The sequence below is a fragment of the Microbacterium sp. NPDC058021 genome (assembly GCF_042885955.1).
In the GTDB taxonomy this organism is placed as follows: domain Bacteria; phylum Actinomycetota; class Actinomycetes; order Actinomycetales; family Microbacteriaceae; genus Microbacterium.
Window position 1 is genome coordinate 417,128 of record NZ_JBHVRF010000004.1, and the last position, 15,749, is coordinate 432,876.

Consider the following 15,749-nt stretch of genomic DNA (forward strand, 5'->3'; position numbering starts at 1 on the left):
TTCAGCTGTTGTCGGCGGCGGCCGGGTGGATGGGGGCGGGTCCGAGCTCGTCGATGAGCTTCTGCATCGCCACGTACGCCTTGTTGCGGTACGCGATGAGCTCGGGCGTGCGCTCGGCGGGGACGTCGAGGAACCCGGCGCCGGACTTCGTGCCGAGCTTGCCGGCGGCGACGAGGTCCTCGAGGATCGGCGGCGTCGCGAAGCGCTCGGGGAACTCGGTCTGCAGCGACGCATAGCAGAACGCGTAGACGTCGAGGCCCGCCATGTCGGCGATCGCGAAGGGCCCGAAGAACGGCAGGCGGAACCCGAACGTCGTGCGCACGATCGTGTCGATGTCCTCGGGAGTCGCCACGCCCTCCTCCACGAGCTGGGTCGCCTCGTGGAACAGCGCGTACTGCAGGCGGTTGAGCACGAACCCGGTGGCGTCCTTGACGCGAGCGGTCTGCTTGCCGGTCGCGGCGACGATCTGCTCGACGACCGGGAGGATCGTGGCATCCGTCGTGGCGTGCGGGATGAGCTCGACACCCGGGATGAACGGTGCCGGGTTGGAGAAGTGCACGCCGAGGAAGCGCTCGGGGTGCAGGACCGCCTCCGCGAGGCGGCCGATGAGGATCGTCGAGGTGTTGCTGCCGATGATCGCGTCGGGAGCTGCGGCCTCGCTGATGCGGCGGAGCGTGGCGTGCTTGATCTCGATCTTCTCGGGGACGGCCTCCTCGATGAAGCTCGCGCCGGCGACGGCGTCCTCGATCGTGGCGGCGGTGATGCGGGCGGCGATGGTCTCGGCCGCGTCGGCGGGGAAGAGCCCGTCTGCGGCGAACTGCGCGGCCTCGGTGATGAGGCGCTCGCGGTTGCCCTCGGCGATGGCGAGTTCGACGTCGGCGATGCGCACATCGGCACCCGAGAGGGCCAGCACCTGGGCGATGCCGCCGCCCATGTAGCCGCTGCCGATGACGGCGTAGACGGGACGGGTGTTGTCGGTCATGTTCGTCTCCTTCTGGCTCGACGCGTCAGCGCGTCGAATCGGTGGGGTCGCTCAGGCCCCGGCGGGCTCGGGAAGCAGGGACTGCAGGTAGCGGCGGTTGGTGGCGCACACGCCCAGGCTGTCGCCGCCGTACTGCTCCATGAGGAAGGGCCCGGAGAACCCGAGCTCGATCGCACGGGCGACCATGGCGCGGTAGTTGATGAGGCCCAGCTCCATGCTGGTGGGGGTGGAGGTGTACCAGCTGCCGTCGACGGCTTCGTCGCGGGTGTAGTTCTTCACGTGCCAGTAATTGGCGTACGGCAGGGTCTTCTCGTGCATCTCACGCCAGTCCTCGATCGGGCGGTGCAGGCGGACGAGATTGCCGATGTCGGGGTTGAGGCCGACATTGGAAAGGCCGATCTCCTCGATGAGGCGCACGGCACTGTCGGCGGTGCCGAGGTAGGTGTCCTCGTACATCTCCAGCGACATCGGCAGCCCCACGGATGCCGCGTGCTCGCCGAGTTCGCGCAGCCGCTTCACCGCGAGCGCGCGGGTCTCGGCGTCGTCGGGGTCGACCGAGCCGGGCGCGGTCCAGAACCACAGCGCGCGGCGCTGGGCGTCGGTGAACGGCTGGTGCAGACCGGTGGAGAAGACCTGCAGACCCAGCTCCGCGGCGGCGTCGATCGTGCGGTGGGCGTAGGCGAGGTTCTGCTCGCCGCGGCCGGGCTCGATGACGCTCTGCCGCTGGACGTGCACCGAGATGGGGGTGACGCCATGCGCGCGGGCGATGCTCAGCAGCTCCTCGCGGCGGGAGGCGCCCAGATCGGCGGGACGGATGTGACTGTCGGCGAGTTCGATCGCGGTGAAGCCGAGTCGCGCCACCTGCCCGAAGACGTCGTCCCACACCTCGGGAGCGGCGTCGTGCAGGGCCGTGCCGTCGCGGCCGACGGGCGGGAACCCGTGCATGCAGACGGCGATGGGCCAGGTCTGGCTGTCGAGGGGTGCGGCAAGCGACGTGTCTGTCATGACGGCTCCATTGGCGTGTGATGCGTTTCGTCGATCCTACAGGATCCACGATGAGGAGGGAAGACCCGCCCGCACCCGGGAGCCGGACGTCGTCAGTCGGTGCGTTCGATGTCGAGCGACCGCGACCGGACGAGCTCGATGTGGCGGCGCATCGCCTGCTCGGGCGCCCGTGCGTCCTCGCCCGCGAAAGCCGCGACGATGGCCTCGTGTTCGGCCATGGCCTCGCGCACATCGGTGATGCCGTGCAGCGCCGCCTGGCGCATTCGGTGCAGCTGCGCGCCGAGATTCTCCGACATGTCGGTGAGGTAGTGGTTGCCGCAGTGGTCGAAGACGACCCGGTGGAAGGCGGCATCCGCCGCGAAGTACGCCGTCGTGAGCGCGACGTCCGGCGCCCCCTCGGAGAGGGTCGCGATGACGCGCTCGCCGGCGATCCGGTGGTGGTCCTGTGCGGCGCGCAGCTCCCGCAGCAGCGACGGGGTGGCGGGGGTCGCCAGGCGCGCCGCGGTGGATTCGAGCATGAGACGCGCGTCGAACAGCTCGGCCAGCTGCGAGGGACGCAAGGGCGGCGCGACGCGGTAGCCCTTCAGCGCCTCGCGGGTGACGAGCCCGGTGCGCTCCAGCTGCACCATCGCCTCGCGCACCGGGGTGGGTGAGACCTGCAGCTGGCGGGCGATCGTGTCGATCGACAGCCGTGCCCCGGGTGCCACCTCGCCGCTGAGCAGCAGCTGCAGGATGCGGTCGTAGACGTGGTCGCGCAGGCCCCGGCGCTCGATCGATCCCTGCAGGGCGCCGAGGCCCCGGGTGTCGCTGTCCATCGTCATCGTGACTCCTTCTGGCGTGCGGCGAGGATCCCGGCCGCTTCGTCGAGCACGGCGCCGAAGGCGCGCGGGTCGTGGGCGAACCTGCCGAGGAAGATGCCGTCGACGGCGTCGGCGATCTCGGTGAGCAGCCCCGGGCCGGCGCTGCCGCCGTAGATCAGCCTGGCATGCTCCGGCGCCTGCTCCAGGTGCGCGCGGAGTGCCCGGCAGACGGCGTCGATGTACGGGGCGCCGGCGGGTTCGGGCGCACCGATGGCCCAGAGCGGTTCGTAGGCGATGACGATCTCGCCGTGAAGGCCCGCAGCCCGCGCCGCCGACAGTGCCGACTCGATCTGCCGCACGCATTCGACGACTGCCGCATCGGGTTCGCCGCGCTCCGCCTCGCCCACGCACACCAGCGGCACGAGCCCGTTGCGCTGGGCGGCGAACACCTTCGCCGCCACGACGTCGTCACTCTCGCCGTACAGCCGACGCCGCTCGGCGTGCCCGACCTCGACGAAGCGGCATCCGAGTTCGGCCAGCACGGCGCCGCTGACCTCGCCCGTGTAGGGCCCCGCATCGTGGGTCGCGAGGTCCTGGGCGCCGACGGCGAGGCCGGCCGGGGCCCCGATCTCGACGCACGCAGGGATCGAGGGGTACTGCGGGATCACGAACGGGGTGACCCCCGCCGCCGCAGCGGGATGGACCTCCACGATGCGCGCCACCTCCTCCGCCCACGCGACGGTGCGCGCGTGGGTGAAGTACATCTTCAGGCTCGAGCCGATGAGCATCGGGCCCCTTCCGTCTCGGGGTGGCTCAGGATCCTTCGTAGGCGCAGATCTCCTGCACCTTGTCGGCCGAGGCGCTCTCGGGGTCGAACGTGTAGGTCAGCCATTCGCGGGCGAGGCGGCGGGCGAGTTCGAGGCCCACGACCCGCTGCCCCATGCACAGCACCTGGGCGTCGTTGGAGAGCACCGAGCGCTCGACGCTGTAGGAGTCGTGCGCGGTGACGGCGCGGATGCCGCTGACCTTGTTCGCCGCGATGGCGACGCCCAGGCCCGTGCCGCAGATGAGGATCGCCCGGTCGGCGGAGCCTGCGGCCACCCGCTCGGCGGCGGCGATCGCGATCGTCGGGTAGTTCGTGTGCCCGTCGGCATCCACGCCGACATCGACGACGTCGGCGACGAGGTCGTTCGCGAGCAGGTCGGCCTTGATGCGCTCCTTGTATTCGAAGCCCGCTTCGTCAGAGCCGATCACCAGTCGAAGTGCCATGTCAGTCTTCCTCCTTCAGAACGTCCAGAACAGTATGTGCGACCAGGGCGAACGAGACCGCGCCCGGGTCGGGGGTGCCGAGGCTCTTGTCGCCGTGCGACCGGGCGCGGCCCAGTCGCGCGGTGAGCTCGGACGTCGCCTCCGCGGCGGCGGTGGCGACGTCGGCGGCGTGCGACCACGCGTCGATCAGGGTGTCGCCGGCGGCGAGTCGCGCGGTGAGGTCGTCGGAGAACGGCACGATCGCGTCGATCATCGTCTTGTCGCCCGGCTTGGCCTTGCCGAACGACATGACGGCGTCCTTCATGGCTGCGACCCCCGCGCCCACGGCATCCGCGGTCACCGCGTCGTCGTCGCCCACGGCCGCGCCGAGCGCGACGAGCATCTCGCCCCAGATGGCGCCCGAGGTGCCGCCGCCCTTGTCCGCCCAGGCGTCGCCCGCGTGCTGCAGCGTCGTGCGGGCACCGGCGGCCGCCTCGGCGGCACCGGCGGCGGCCTCGGCTGCCGCGCGGCTGCCGCGCTGCATGCCGATGCCGTGGTCGCCGTCGCCGGCGATGCGGTCGATGCGGCCGAGTTCGTCGGCGTGCGCGTCGAGCATGGCGGCGACCGAGGCGAACGCCCGGGAGATCACCGCGGCGGCCGCGCGCGAGGCGTCGGAGGCGGCCCCGATCTCCTGCGCGTCGTCCAGGGCGGTGAGTTCGGCATCCTCGACGGCCCTGCGGCCGGCGACCTCACCGCGGCGGAAGGCCGGGGTGTCGCAGGGAGCGAGCCACAGCCGCTCGAGTTCGTCGTCGAGCCACAGCAGGGTCAGCGAGGCGCCCGCCATGTCGAAGCTCGTGCAGAACTCGCCCACCTCGGGGGAGACGATCTCGACGCCGGCATCGGTGAGGAGGGTGTGGATCGTGCGGTAGACGACGAACAGCTCCTCGTACTTGACGCTGCCGAGGCCGTTGAGGATGGGCACGACCCGCGCGCCGGCCGGGTCCACGCCCTCGGGCAGCTCGCCGAGCAGCTTCGTCACGAACATCTCCGCGAGGCCGGCGGCGGTGGGGACGTCGACCTCGTCGATGCCCGGCTCGCCGTGGATGCCGAGTCCCACGGCCATGCGACCGGCGGGCACGTCGAACAGCGGCTCGTCGGCGCCGGGCAGCGTGCAGCCGCCGAACGCGACGCCGAACGAGCGGGTGCGGGCGTTGGCGAGGCGGGCGAGTCGCTCGACGTCGTCGAGGTCGTGGCCGGCTTCCGCAGCGGCACCGGCGATCTTGAAGACGACGAGGTCGCCGGCGATGCCGCGGCGCCGGTCGAGCTCGTCCTTCGGAGCGCTCCAGACGTCGTCGGTCACCAGCACCGTGCGGCAGTCGATGCCGGCGGCGCGCATGCGCTCCTGCGCCTGACCGAAGTGCAGCACGTCGCCGGCGTAGTTGCCGAAGCTGAGCAGCACGCCGCGCCCCTCGTGCGCGGCGGTGGCCACCGCGTGCACCTGGTGCGCCGAGGGCGAGGCGAAGAGGTTGCCCATCGCGGCGCCGTGGGCCAGGCCCGGCCCCACGAGTCCGCCGAAGGCGGGGTAGTGGCCGCTGCCGCCGCCGATGACGACGGCCACGGTGGGCTCCGCCCCGCGCGTGGAGCGCACGACGCCGCCGGTGACCGGTCGCACCCAGCGGGCCGACGCCGCCGCGAAGCCTTCGATCATCTCCTCGGCGAAATCATCCGGGTCGTTGAACAGCCGCGTCATCGCGTTCTCCTCTGGAGGGAAGGAAGGGGTACCCACACGATCCTATTGGAAATTGGATCTTGTGGGTACCCCTTCCTCCCCGGCCGAGGGTCAGCGCAGGGCGCCGACGGATGCCAGGGCGAGCCGCACGAGCGTGCCGCGGCCCCCCTCCATCTCGGCCGACAGCGCGTCGGTCGCGGCCTCCTCCGGCGTCATCCACGTCACTTCGAGCGCGTCCTGACGCGGCTCGCACGTGCCGGTGACCGGCACCACGAATGCGAGCGACACGGCGTGCTGCCGGTCGTCGTGGAAGGCGCTCACGCCCGGGATCGGGAAGTACTCCGCGACCGTGAACGGCACCGGCTGCGGCGGCAGCAGCGGAAAGGCCATGGGGCCGAGGTCGTTCTCGACGTGGCGGAACAGCGCGTCGCGCACCGTCTCGCCGTAGCGCACCCGGCCCGACACGATCGTGCGGGTCATCTCCCCGAGCGGCGTCGCCCGCAGCAGGATGCCGACTTCGGTCACCGCACCCACGCCGTCGGTGCGCACCGGGAGCGCCTCGACGTACAGCATCGGCAGCCGCCGGCGCGCCTCCGCGAGCTCGATCTCGGTGAGCCAGCCCGGGTTCTGCGACGACCTCGCCGAGGGTGAGCCGAAGCCCAGTGGATCGCGCGGCGTACCGTCGTCGTTGCGGTCTGCGGGGTCGGGATCGGGGGTGCGGACGGCCATGCTCCTATGTATACCAACCCGGTGTCCCCGCGTCCTGCCAGGATGGAGCCATGACCGTCATTCCCGTCCTCGATCCGGTCGTGGTGCGCTGGTCGGCACCCCCGGCCGAACGGGGCGGCCGGCCGCTGCTGGTGCTGCTGCACGGTTACGGGTCGGATGAGAACGACCTCTTCGCCCTCGCGCCGCTGCTGCCGCCCGAGTACGTGGTCGCCGCCGTCCGCGCCCCGCTGTCGCCGCCGTGGCCGACGCCCGGCTACTCCTGGTATCCGATCGAAGGACTCGACGAGCGCCGCCCCGACGACGTCACCGCCGCCGCGGCGCGGCTGGTGCAGTGGGTGGATGCCGCGAGCGATGCGGCATCCGTCGGTCTCCTCGGCTTCTCGCAGGGCGCTGCCGTGGCGCTGCAGGCACTGCGCCTGCGCCCCGACGCGTTCGCGTTCGCGGTGAACCTCAGCGGCTACGCCACTCCTGGCGCCCTGCCCGGCGACGAGCGTCTGGCCGAGCGGCGCCCGCCGGTGTTCTGGGGCCGCGGCACGCACGACGACGTCATCCCCGCCGAGCTCGTCGACCACACGGTGCAGTGGCTGCCCGACCACGTCGACCTCAGTGGCCGGGTCTACACCGGCCTCACCCACAGCGTCTCGCAGCCCGAGCTGGACGACGTCGTGGTGTTCCTGCGCAAGCGGCTCGACGACGCGGCGCCCACCGCGCCGACTCCCTAGTCAGGGCGCAGCGGCGTCGGGTATGGTGGCCTGCGTTGTGTCCCCCAGGTGAGGAATGAAATGACGAAGATCGTCGCGGCCGCGCAGTAAGCGCGCTGACCGTCGATCCTTCGACGTGGAAGCGCATCCCCTGCGCTGACCCGTCGATCCCGTCGCCTCCCGGCCCGGACGTCCTCACGTCGGCCGATGCCGCGACCCTTCGTGTCAGCGCACCCCTGAGCATCTCGGGGCTGACACCGAAGGAATCGCATGCCCACCACCTCCCTCTCCCCCGCCGTCGTGCTCGACCGCGTGTCGTTCGCCTGGCCCGACGGCACGCCCGCTCTCACCGAGGTCACCGGCGCGTTCGGCACCGCCCGCACCGGCCTCGTCGGCCGCAACGGGTCGGGCAAGTCCACCCTGCTGCGCCTCATCGCGGGGCGCCTCGCCCCGGCGTCCGGACACCTCTCGGTCACCGGCGACGTGGCACTGCTGCCGCAGACGCTGACCCTCGGGGTGACCCGGCCCGTCGCCGACCTCCTCGGGGTCGGCGAGACGCTCCGGGCGCTGCGCGCCATCGAATCCGGTGACGTCGACCCCGCCCACTTCGATGCCATCGGCGACGACTGGGACGTCGAGGCGCGGGCCACCGCGGCCCTCGCCGACGCGGGCCTCCCGCCGGACGCCCTCGACCGCCGGGTCGGCGAGCTGTCGGGCGGCGAAGCCGTGCTGGCCGCCGTCGCCGGCATCCGGGCGCGCCGCGCGGAGATCACGTTGCTCGACGAACCCACCAACAACCTCGACCGCGATGCCCGCGCGCGGCTGGGGCACCTCGTGCGCGACTGGCCGGGGGCGCTGATCGTGGTCAGCCATGATGTCTCGCTCCTGGAGCTCATGGACGAGACCGCCGAGCTGTACGGCAGCGCGCTGTCGACGTTCGGCGGACCGTACTCGCAGTGGCGGGAGGCGATGGCGCGCGAGCAGGATGCCGCGCGCCAGGCCGAGCGAGCCGCCGCGCAGGTCGTGCGCCGCGAGAAGCGCGATCGCATCGAGGCGGAGTCCACGCTCGCCGGCCGTGCGGCGATGGGCCGCAAGGCCGAGCATGAGAAACGCGTGCCCGGCATCGTCTCCGGCGCCCGCAAGCGCGCGGCGCAGGTCTCGGCGGGAAAGCTGCGCGGCATGGTCGCCGACCGCGAGGCCGCGGCGCGGGCCGCCTGGGATGCCGCCGAACGCCGCGTGCGCGATGACGCCCGGCTGCACATCGACCTGCCCGACCCGGGTGTGCCGGCGGGACGGCGCATCGCGACGATCGGCGACGGCGAGCGCGCGTGGATCGTGCAGGGCCCCGAGCGGGTCGCGATCACGGGCCCGAACGGTGCGGGCAAGACCACCCTGCTCGAGCGGCTGGTCACGTCGGCCGGCGGTGAACGCACCGAGGCCCACACCGACCGCATCGGCTACCTGCCGCAGCGCATCGACGGCCTCGACGACGCCGCGTCGGTGCTCGACAACGTGCGGGCGGCGGCACCCGGCATCCCACCCGTCGAGCTGCGCAACCGGCTCGCGCGCTTCCTCATCCGCGGCGCGACGGTGGACCGGCCGGTGGCGAGCCTGTCAGGCGGCGAGCGCTTCCGCGTCGCCCTGGCCCGACTGCTGCTGGCGGATCCGCCGCCGCAGCTGCTGATCCTCGACGAGCCGACGAACAGTCTGGACCTGGGCACAGTCGACGAACTGGTCGATGCGATCGCCGCCTACCGCGGCGCCGTGCTCGTGGTCAGCCACGACGATGTCTTCCTCGAGCGTCTCGGGCCGGACCTCGTCCTCGAGCTGTCGGCAACGGGCACGCTGGCCGAGCGCGAGCTCAGCCGAACGGCACCGCCGCGACCACGGTGACCTCGATCGTCGCGCCGCCCGGCGCCTGGTAGGTCACGGTGTCGCCCACGGAGCGACCCGTGATCGCCACGCCCAGCGGCGACGACGGCGAGTAGACGTCAAGTTCGATCTCGCTGCCCGGACGCACGAGCTCGCGGCTGCCGAGCAGGAACGTCTCCTCGGAGCCGTCGCGGGTGAAGCGCACCGTCACGGTCATGCCCGGCTCCACCAGGCCGTCGTCGGGCTTGGTGCCGACCTCGGCCCGCCGGATGAGACTGCGCAGCTCCACCTGGCGCGCCTGGTCGGCGTCGCCCTCGGCGCGGCTGGTCAGCTCATCGAGTTCCGTCTGCAGCGACGCGAGCGCGCCCGCGGTCATCCACACGGTGTCCTGCTGGTTCGACATGATTCCCCCACTTGGCAAAGATCCTCCAGACTAGCCCTCCGGCGCGCAGAAGGCCAGCGTTCCCCCTCGCCCCAATGGCCGCTGGCTGCGGCACGGTCCGGTAACGATCCCGGAGAGCCGGGGGCTTGTGGCCCCAGGATGAACGCATGCCCGCCCGCAGCCGACCCGCCCGGGCGCTCGGCCTGCTCGCTCTGGCCGCCGCGGCACTGGCAGGCTGCAGCGCGCAAAGCCCCGGACTCGGCATCGCCTGCCCCGCCATCGCCTACGGCAGCACCCTGCGCGTGGCGGTCGAGGGTGACGCGGCCCACGTGAACCTCTGCGTCGGCGACGACTGCACGCCGGCGTCGAAAGAAGCACTCGCCATGGTTGACGGCACGTCGGACGGCGACACCTGGACCTTCAGCGGGCAGTTCCCGGAGGAGTTCACCATCCGCGCGCTGGATGCCGACCGCCAGGTGCTCGCCGACATCCCGGTCGAGGTGGAGTGGGTGCGCACCGGCGGCAGCGAGGAGTGCGGCGGGCCGCTCGAGGCATCCATCACGATCCGGCTCTGACACCGCCGGCGCCTCCCGAAACAGGAGGACTCCCCGCAACAGGACACTCTCCGCCGGAACCGTCCTGTTCCGGTGAGATCTCCTGCGCTGGGGAGATCCGCGGCCCGGCGGCGGATGCCGCGACGTCAAGACCCACCCGATTGTCGGCGGCGGGGACGAAGATGAGGGGATGGTCGACGTCCTCGAACGCTTCGGTCCTGCCACGCAGGACTGGTTCCGCGGCGCCTTCCCCGCCCCCACGACCGCGCAGGTCGGCGCCTGGGACGCCATCTCCCACGGCAAGCACGCCCTCGTCGTCGCCCCGACCGGCTCCGGCAAGACGCTCTCGGCGTTCCTGTGGGCCATCGACCGCATCTTCCACGAGAAGCGCCCGGCGGATGCCGTGCCGCCCCCGGCCCGCGGTCGCCGCCGCCGCGAACCGAACCCCGGCACCAGCGTGCTCTACGTGTCACCGCTGAAGGCGCTGGGCGTCGATGTGGAGCGCAACCTCCGCTCGCCGCTGGTCGGCATCGGGCAGTCCGCGCGGCGCCTGGGCCTCACCGTGCCCGATGTCACGGTGGGCGTGCGCTCGGGCGACACTCCCTCAGCCGACCGCCGCAAACTCGTCGCCGACCCTCCCGACATCCTGATCACCACCCCCGAGTCGCTGTACCTCATGCTCACGAGCCAGGCGGGCCTCACCCTGCGCAACGTCCACACCGTCATCGTCGACGAGGTGCACGCGGTCGCGGCGACCAAGCGCGGCGCCCACCTGGCGGTGAGTCTGGAGCGACTCGAGGCGCTGCGGCAGGAGCACGCCGAGGATGCCGCGACGCTCCCGCCCGCGCAGCGCATCGGCCTGTCGGCCACCGTCCGCCCCATCGATGAGGTGGCGCGCTTCCTCGGCGGATCGGCTCCTGTGGAGATCGTCGCGCCGCGGGCGACGAAGGCGTTCGACCTGTCGGTCGTGGTCCCCGTCGACGACATGCTCAACCCACCCCCGCCTCCCGGCACCCCCGACGCGGATCCCGACGAGGCCGACGAGGCCAGCGGCGACGGCGACTGGTTCGCCCCGTCCGGCGGCGGCCGCGGCGGCGGCACCGCCCCCGAGGCCACCGGGTCGGTGTGGCCGCACGTGGAGGAGGCGATCGTCGACCGCATCCTCGCTCACCGCTCCACGATCGTCTTCTCCAACTCCCGGCGCCTCGCCGAGCGTCTCACCGGTCGGCTCAACGAGATCTATGCGGAACGGCTCGGGCTCGACCTGCCCGAACCCGCGATCCCCGCCGCGATGATGGCGCAGGCCGGTGCGACCGCGGGCGCGGAGCCCGTGCTCGCGAAGGCGCACCACGGGTCGGTGTCGAAGGAGCAGCGCGCGCAGGTGGAGGACGAGCTGAAGTCGGGCGCGCTGCGCTGCGTCGTGGCGACCAGCTCGCTCGAACTCGGCATCGACATGGGCGCGGTCGACCTCGTCATCCAGGTCGAGGCGCCGCCGTCGGCGGCCTCCGGCCTGCAGCGCGTGGGACGCGCCGGCCACCAGGTGGGCGAGGTGAGCCGCGCGGCCCTGTTCCCCAAGCACCGCGGCGACGTGCTGCACACCGCGGTCGTGACCGAGCGCATGCTGGCCGGCCAGATCGAGGCGATCGCGGTGCCGCAGAATCCGCTCGACATCCTCGCGCAGCAGACCGTCGCCGCCTGCGCCACGGGGCCCATCGACGTCGAGGGATGGTTCGAGACCCTGCGCCGCAGCGCGCCGTTTCGCACCCTGCCCCGCTCGGCGTACGAGGCGACCCTCGACCTGCTGGCCGGACGCTTCCCCTCCGACGAGTTCGCGGAGCTGCGCCCCCGCATCGTGTGGGATCGCGATCACGGCACCCTCACCGGGCGTCCCGGCGCCCAGCGCATCGCCGTCACGAGCGGCGGCACCATCCCCGACCGCGGCCTGTTCGGCGTCTTCGTGGCGGGCGAGACCCGCAACGCCCGCGTCGGCGAGCTCGACGAGGAGATGGTCTACGAATCGAGGGTGGGCGACGTCTTCACCCTCGGCACCACCAGCTGGCGCATCGTGGAGATCACCCACGACCGCGTCAATGTGCTCCCCGCGTTCGGTCAGCCGGGCAAGCTCCCCTTCTGGCACGGCGACGGTCTCGGGCGCCCGGCCGAGCTCGGCGAGGCACTGGGCAGGTTCTCGCGCGAGATCTCGACGGCGCCGCACGAGAAGGCCGTTGCGCGCCTCGCCGAGTCCGGCCTCGACGACAACGCCATCGGCAATCTGCTGGGCTACCTCGCCGAACAGCGGGAGGCGACGGGGAGCCTTCCCACCGACCGCACCCTCACCGTCGAGCGCGGCCGTGACGAGGTCGGCGACTGGCGCATCATCCTGCATTCCCCTTACGGCATGCACGTGCACGCGCCCTGGGCGCTGGCGGTCAACGCCCGCATCCGGGAGCGCCTCGGTGTCGAGGGCGCGGCCGTCGCGAGCGACGACGGCATCATCGCGCGCGTGCCGGATGCCGCGGCGGAGCCGCCAGGGGCGGACCTGTTCGTCTTCGACCCCGACGAACTCGAGCAGATCGTCACCGACGAGGTCGGCGGGTCGGCGCTGTTCGCCTCCCGCTTCCGCGAATGCGCGGCGCGCGCGCTGCTGCTGCCGCGCCTGAACCCCAACAAACGCGCCCCGCTGTGGCAGCAGCGCCAGCGCTCGGCGCAGCTGCTGGAGGTCGCCCGACGGCATCCGACCTTCCCGATCATCCTCGAGACGCTGCGCGAAGTGCTGCAGGACGTCTACGACCTGCCCGCGCTGCTGCGCATCGCCCGCTCCATCGCCGACCGACGCATCCGCCTCGTCGAGACCGACACCGCCCAGCCGTCGCCGTTCGCACGGGACCTGCTCTTCGGATATGTCGGCGCGTTCATGTACGAGGGCGATTCGCCGCTGGCCGAGCGCCGCGCCGCCGCCCTGTCGGTCGACCCGGCCCTGCTGGCGGAACTGCTCGGCAAGGTCGAGATGCGGGAGCTGCTCGACCCGGACGTCATCGCGCAGTTCGAACGCGAGGTGCAGCGACTGGACCCGGAGCGTCGCGCCCGCGGCATGGAGGGCGTCGCCGACCTGCTGCGCCTGCTCGGTCCGCTCTCGGCCGGAGAGGTGGCCGAGCGCCTGGTGGCCGACACCGACCCGCTCGCCGAGGCGACGGTGCACCTGGACGCCCTCGTCCTCACCCGGCGCGCGATCCGCGTGAGCATCGGCGGGGTGGAAAGGCTGGCGGCGATCGAGGATGCCGCGCGGCTGCGCGACGCCCTCGGCACGGCACTGCCGGTGGGCCTGCCGACGGCCTTCCTCGAGCCCGTCGCCGATCCCCTCGCCGACCTCGTCGCCCGCCACGCCCGCACGCACGGGCCGTTCCGCGCCGCCGACGTCGCCACCCGGCTGGGACTCGGCCTCGCCGTCGCCCGCCAGGCCCTGCAGCGCCTCGAGTCGCAGGGCCGGGTGACGAGCGGGTTCTTCCTGCCCGACCCCGGCTCGCGCGGGGCGACCGGCGGGGAGCCGGGCGTCGTCGACGAGGGCGACTGGTGCGACACCGAGGTGCTGCGCCGACTGCGCATGCGCTCGCTCGCCGCGATCCGCGGCAGCGTGGAGCCGGTCTCCCCCGAGGCGTACGCCCGGTTCCTGCCGATGTGGCAGCACGTGACGCGGCCGCTCGAGGGCATCGACGGTGTGGTCGCCGTCGTCGAACAGCTCGCCGGCGTCCCCATCCCGGCGAGCGCGTGGGAATCGCTCATCCTCCCCTCCCGCGTCCGCGACTACACCTCCGGCATGCTCGATGAGCTGACCGCGACCGGCGAGGTGCTCTGGTCGGGGCACGGGTCGCTCCCCGGTCGGGACGGCTGGATCGCCCTGCACGTCGCCGACGCCGCACCCCTCACCCTCCAGCCGCCCGACGACGACCTCGCCGAGGCACGCGAGACCGATCCCGACAGCGGCGCCGACAGCATCGCCGCCCGGATCATCGCGGCCCTCGCGGGGGGAGGCGCCTACTTCGCGGCGCAGCTGCGTCAACTGACGGATGTCGAGAACGAGCAGTCCGTCATCGACGCGCTGTGGGACCTCACCTGGCAGGGCCGCGTCACCAACGACACGTTCGCGCCCATCCGCACCCTCCTCGGCGGCGGGTCGCAGGCCCACCGCACCACCCGGCGCACACCACGCGCGCGGCTGTACCGCGGCACGGCGCTGCCCCGGCCCGGTGTCGCCCCGCCCCGGCCGCCCGCACTCGGCGGGCGCTGGTCGCTGCTGCCGACGCCCGAACCCGACGCCGCCGCCCGCGCCACCGCGACGGCGAGTCTGCTGCTGGACCGCTACGGCGTCGTCACGCGCGGCAGCGTGCAGGCCGAGGGCGTCCCCGGCGGGTTCGCGCAGACCTACCGCATCCTGGCGGGCTTCGAGGAGGCGGGCCACTGCCGCCGCGGGTACGTCATCGAGAAGCTCGGCGCGGCGCAGTTCGCCGCCGCCGTGACGGTCGACCGGCTGCGGGAGTTCGCGGGCCTGCCCGACCCCGCGCCGCTGCGGGCGGTGACCCTCGCCGCCACCGACCCCGCCAACCCGTACGGCGCGGCGCTGGGCTGGCCGGCCCTCGACGGCGTCTCCCACCGGCCGGGGCGCAAGGCCGGTGGGCTCGTCGTGATCGTCGACGGTGCGCTGACCCTGTACCTCGAACGCGGCGGCCGGTCGGCGCTGGCGTTCACCGACGACGAGCCGCGCCTGGCCGCCGCCGCCGCCGACCTCGCCGCGACCGCCCGCACCCGGCGGCTGGACACCCTCACGATCGAGCAGGTCAACGGGGAGTTCGTCTACGGCACCGCGGTCGGGCGTGCCCTGCGCGCTGCCGGATTCGTCGAGGCCACCCGCGGACTCACGCTGCGCAAGGTCACGGCTGCGGCCGGCTACCGACAGGCGGCGGCGACGGATGCCTGAGGGCGACACCGTCTTCCGCACCGCGGCCAGCCTGCACGACGCCCTCGCCGGCCGCGTCATCACGCGGTTCGACATCCGGGTACCCGGCAGCGCCACCGCCGACCTCCGCGGCGAGACGGTGACCGAGGTCGTCCCCCGTGGCAAGCATCTGCTGCTGCGTGCGGGCGCGGCGACGCTGCACTCCCACCTCAAGATGGAGGGCGAGTGGCACGTGTATCCCGCGGGCGGCCGCTGGCGGCGCCCCGGACACACCGCCCGGGCGATCGTCGGCAACGACCGGTCGGATGCCGTGGGCTTCGACCTCGCGATGGTCGAGGTGCTCCCCACCGCCGACGAGGGCCGCATCGTCGGACACCTCGGCCCTGATCCGCTCGGCCCGGATTGGGACCCGGCGGAGGCCGCCCGGCGGGTGGCGGCCGATGACCGCCCCGTCCACGTCGCGCTGCTGGACCAGCGAAACATCGCGGGGCTCGGCAACGTCTACGCCAACGAGGTGCTGTTCGTCCGCGGCATCCGCCCCGACGCCCTCGCGACCGCCGTGGATGTCGTGGGTCTCGTCGAGACCGCCGCGCGCATGATCCGCACCAATCGCGACCGGCCCCGGCGCGTGTTCACCGGCGATGCCCGCCCGGGACGGGGCATGTGGGTCTACGGCCGGGAGGGCAAGGCGTGCCGGCGCTGCGGCACGCTGGTGCGGGCGGGGGCGTTGGGGGCGAATCCCCTGGCCGAACGCCACGTGTTCTGGTGTCCCGTCTGCCAGCGCTGACGGTGCGAC

The 15,749-nt window shown here is 72.9% G+C and carries 13 protein-coding genes; 5 read left to right on the forward strand and 8 right to left on the reverse strand.

Annotated features, from left to right (window positions below):
• Position 1: 1 nt before the first annotated feature.
• The 7 genes from ACFVR6_RS11055 to ACFVR6_RS11085 form a co-directional block, all read right to left on the reverse strand.
• Positions 2-982, reverse strand: coding sequence for a 3-hydroxyacyl-CoA dehydrogenase family protein (locus ACFVR6_RS11055; RefSeq protein WP_386962681.1), 981 nt, complete (start codon positions 980-982; stop codon positions 2-4).
• Between the two features lie 51 nt (positions 983-1,033).
• On the reverse strand, positions 1,034-1,987 hold the full coding sequence (locus tag ACFVR6_RS11060; RefSeq protein ID WP_386962684.1) for a sugar phosphate isomerase/epimerase family protein: 954 nt from the start codon (positions 1,985-1,987) through the stop codon (positions 1,034-1,036).
• Positions 1,988-2,079: 92 nt separating this feature from the next.
• On the reverse strand, positions 2,080-2,808 hold the full coding sequence (locus tag ACFVR6_RS11065) for a GntR family transcriptional regulator (RefSeq protein ID WP_386962687.1): 729 nt from the start codon (positions 2,806-2,808) through the stop codon (positions 2,080-2,082).
• Positions 2,805-3,575 carry a triose-phosphate isomerase family protein gene (locus ACFVR6_RS11070; RefSeq protein ID WP_386962689.1) on the reverse strand — a complete coding sequence of 257 codons (771 nt, stop codon included), beginning with the start codon at positions 3,573-3,575 and terminating at the stop codon, positions 2,805-2,807. Before ACFVR6_RS11070 ends, ACFVR6_RS11065 begins: the two co-directional genes overlap by 4 nt.
• A gap of 25 nt (positions 3,576-3,600) precedes the next feature.
• Complete coding sequence (locus tag ACFVR6_RS11075; RefSeq protein ID WP_386962692.1) at positions 3,601-4,056, reverse strand: ribose-5-phosphate isomerase; 456 nt, start codon at positions 4,054-4,056, stop codon at positions 3,601-3,603.
• A gap of 1 nt (position 4,057) precedes the next feature.
• Positions 4,058-5,785 (reverse strand): dihydroxyacetone kinase family protein, encoded by a 1,728-nt coding sequence (locus tag ACFVR6_RS11080; RefSeq protein WP_386962695.1) that lies wholly within the window; start codon positions 5,783-5,785, stop codon positions 4,058-4,060.
• A gap of 90 nt (positions 5,786-5,875) precedes the next feature.
• On the reverse strand, positions 5,876-6,493 hold the full coding sequence (locus tag ACFVR6_RS11085) for an NUDIX hydrolase family protein (protein ID WP_386962698.1): 618 nt from the start codon (positions 6,491-6,493) through the stop codon (positions 5,876-5,878).
• 50 nt (positions 6,494-6,543) lie between these two features.
• Here ACFVR6_RS11085 and ACFVR6_RS11090 point away from each other — a divergent pair, with 50 nt between their 5' ends.
• Together ACFVR6_RS11090 and ACFVR6_RS11095 are read left to right on the forward strand one after the other, a co-directional pair.
• On the forward strand, positions 6,544-7,215 hold the full coding sequence (locus ACFVR6_RS11090; RefSeq protein ID WP_386962701.1) for an alpha/beta hydrolase: 672 nt from the start codon (positions 6,544-6,546) through the stop codon (positions 7,213-7,215).
• Positions 7,216-7,464: 249 nt separating this feature from the next.
• Positions 7,465-9,087 (forward strand): ABC-F family ATP-binding cassette domain-containing protein, encoded by a 1,623-nt coding sequence (locus ACFVR6_RS11095; RefSeq protein WP_386962704.1) that lies wholly within the window; start codon positions 7,465-7,467, stop codon positions 9,085-9,087.
• Here ACFVR6_RS11095 and ACFVR6_RS11100 read toward each other — a convergent pair.
• Positions 9,056-9,469 carry a GreA/GreB family elongation factor gene (locus tag ACFVR6_RS11100; RefSeq protein ID WP_386962706.1) on the reverse strand — a complete coding sequence of 138 codons (414 nt, stop codon included), beginning with the start codon at positions 9,467-9,469 and terminating at the stop codon, positions 9,056-9,058. The two genes, ACFVR6_RS11095 and ACFVR6_RS11100, sit on opposite strands and share 32 nt — an antisense overlap.
• Positions 9,470-9,615: 146 nt before the next feature.
• Between ACFVR6_RS11100 and ACFVR6_RS11105 the strand changes: the two genes are divergently transcribed.
• The 3 genes from ACFVR6_RS11105 (at position 9,616) to ACFVR6_RS11115 (ending at position 15,740) form a co-directional block, all read left to right on the forward strand.
• The gene (locus tag ACFVR6_RS11105) at positions 9,616-10,023 is read left to right on the forward strand and encodes a hypothetical protein (RefSeq protein ID WP_386962709.1); all 408 of its coding nucleotides are present in this window, start codon (positions 9,616-9,618) and stop codon (positions 10,021-10,023) included.
• A gap of 169 nt (positions 10,024-10,192) precedes the next feature.
• Positions 10,193-14,974 carry an ATP-dependent helicase gene (locus ACFVR6_RS11110; protein WP_386962712.1) on the forward strand — a complete coding sequence of 1,594 codons (4,782 nt, stop codon included), beginning with the start codon at positions 10,193-10,195 and terminating at the stop codon, positions 14,972-14,974.
• Positions 14,967-15,740 (forward strand): DNA-formamidopyrimidine glycosylase family protein, encoded by a 774-nt coding sequence (locus ACFVR6_RS11115; protein ID WP_386962715.1) that lies wholly within the window; start codon positions 14,967-14,969, stop codon positions 15,738-15,740. Before ACFVR6_RS11110 ends, ACFVR6_RS11115 begins: the two co-directional genes overlap by 8 nt.
• Positions 15,741-15,749: the final 9 nt, after the last annotated feature.

What these genes read in the sequence shown, in the direction of transcription:
- ACFVR6_RS11085 (WP_386962698.1), bottom strand. Translation starts at nt 6,493, where the DNA reads ATGGCCGTCCGCACCCCCGATCCCGACCCCGCAGACCGCAACGACGAC.
- ACFVR6_RS11115 (WP_386962715.1), top strand. Translation starts at nt 14,967, where the DNA reads ATGCCTGAGGGCGACACCGTCTTCCGCACCGCGGCCAGCCTGCACGAC.
- ACFVR6_RS11060 (WP_386962684.1), bottom strand. Translation starts at nt 1,987, where the DNA reads ATGACAGACACGTCGCTTGCCGCACCCCTCGACAGCCAGACCTGGCCC.
- ACFVR6_RS11090 (WP_386962701.1), top strand. Translation starts at nt 6,544, where the DNA reads ATGACCGTCATTCCCGTCCTCGATCCGGTCGTGGTGCGCTGGTCGGCA.
- ACFVR6_RS11065 (WP_386962687.1), bottom strand. Translation starts at nt 2,808, where the DNA reads ATGACGATGGACAGCGACACCCGGGGCCTCGGCGCCCTGCAGGGATCG.
- ACFVR6_RS11105 (WP_386962709.1), top strand. Translation starts at nt 9,616, where the DNA reads ATGCCCGCCCGCAGCCGACCCGCCCGGGCGCTCGGCCTGCTCGCTCTG.
- ACFVR6_RS11100 (WP_386962706.1), bottom strand. Translation starts at nt 9,469, where the DNA reads ATGTCGAACCAGCAGGACACCGTGTGGATGACCGCGGGCGCGCTCGCG.
- ACFVR6_RS11095 (WP_386962704.1), top strand. Translation starts at nt 7,465, where the DNA reads ATGCCCACCACCTCCCTCTCCCCCGCCGTCGTGCTCGACCGCGTGTCG.
- ACFVR6_RS11080 (WP_386962695.1), bottom strand. Translation starts at nt 5,785, where the DNA reads ATGACGCGGCTGTTCAACGACCCGGATGATTTCGCCGAGGAGATGATC.
- ACFVR6_RS11110 (WP_386962712.1), top strand. Translation starts at nt 10,193, where the DNA reads ATGGTCGACGTCCTCGAACGCTTCGGTCCTGCCACGCAGGACTGGTTC.
- ACFVR6_RS11075 (WP_386962692.1), bottom strand. Translation starts at nt 4,056, where the DNA reads ATGGCACTTCGACTGGTGATCGGCTCTGACGAAGCGGGCTTCGAATAC.
- ACFVR6_RS11070 (WP_386962689.1), bottom strand. Translation starts at nt 3,575, where the DNA reads ATGCTCATCGGCTCGAGCCTGAAGATGTACTTCACCCACGCGCGCACC.
- ACFVR6_RS11055 (WP_386962681.1), bottom strand. Translation starts at nt 982, where the DNA reads ATGACCGACAACACCCGTCCCGTCTACGCCGTCATCGGCAGCGGCTAC.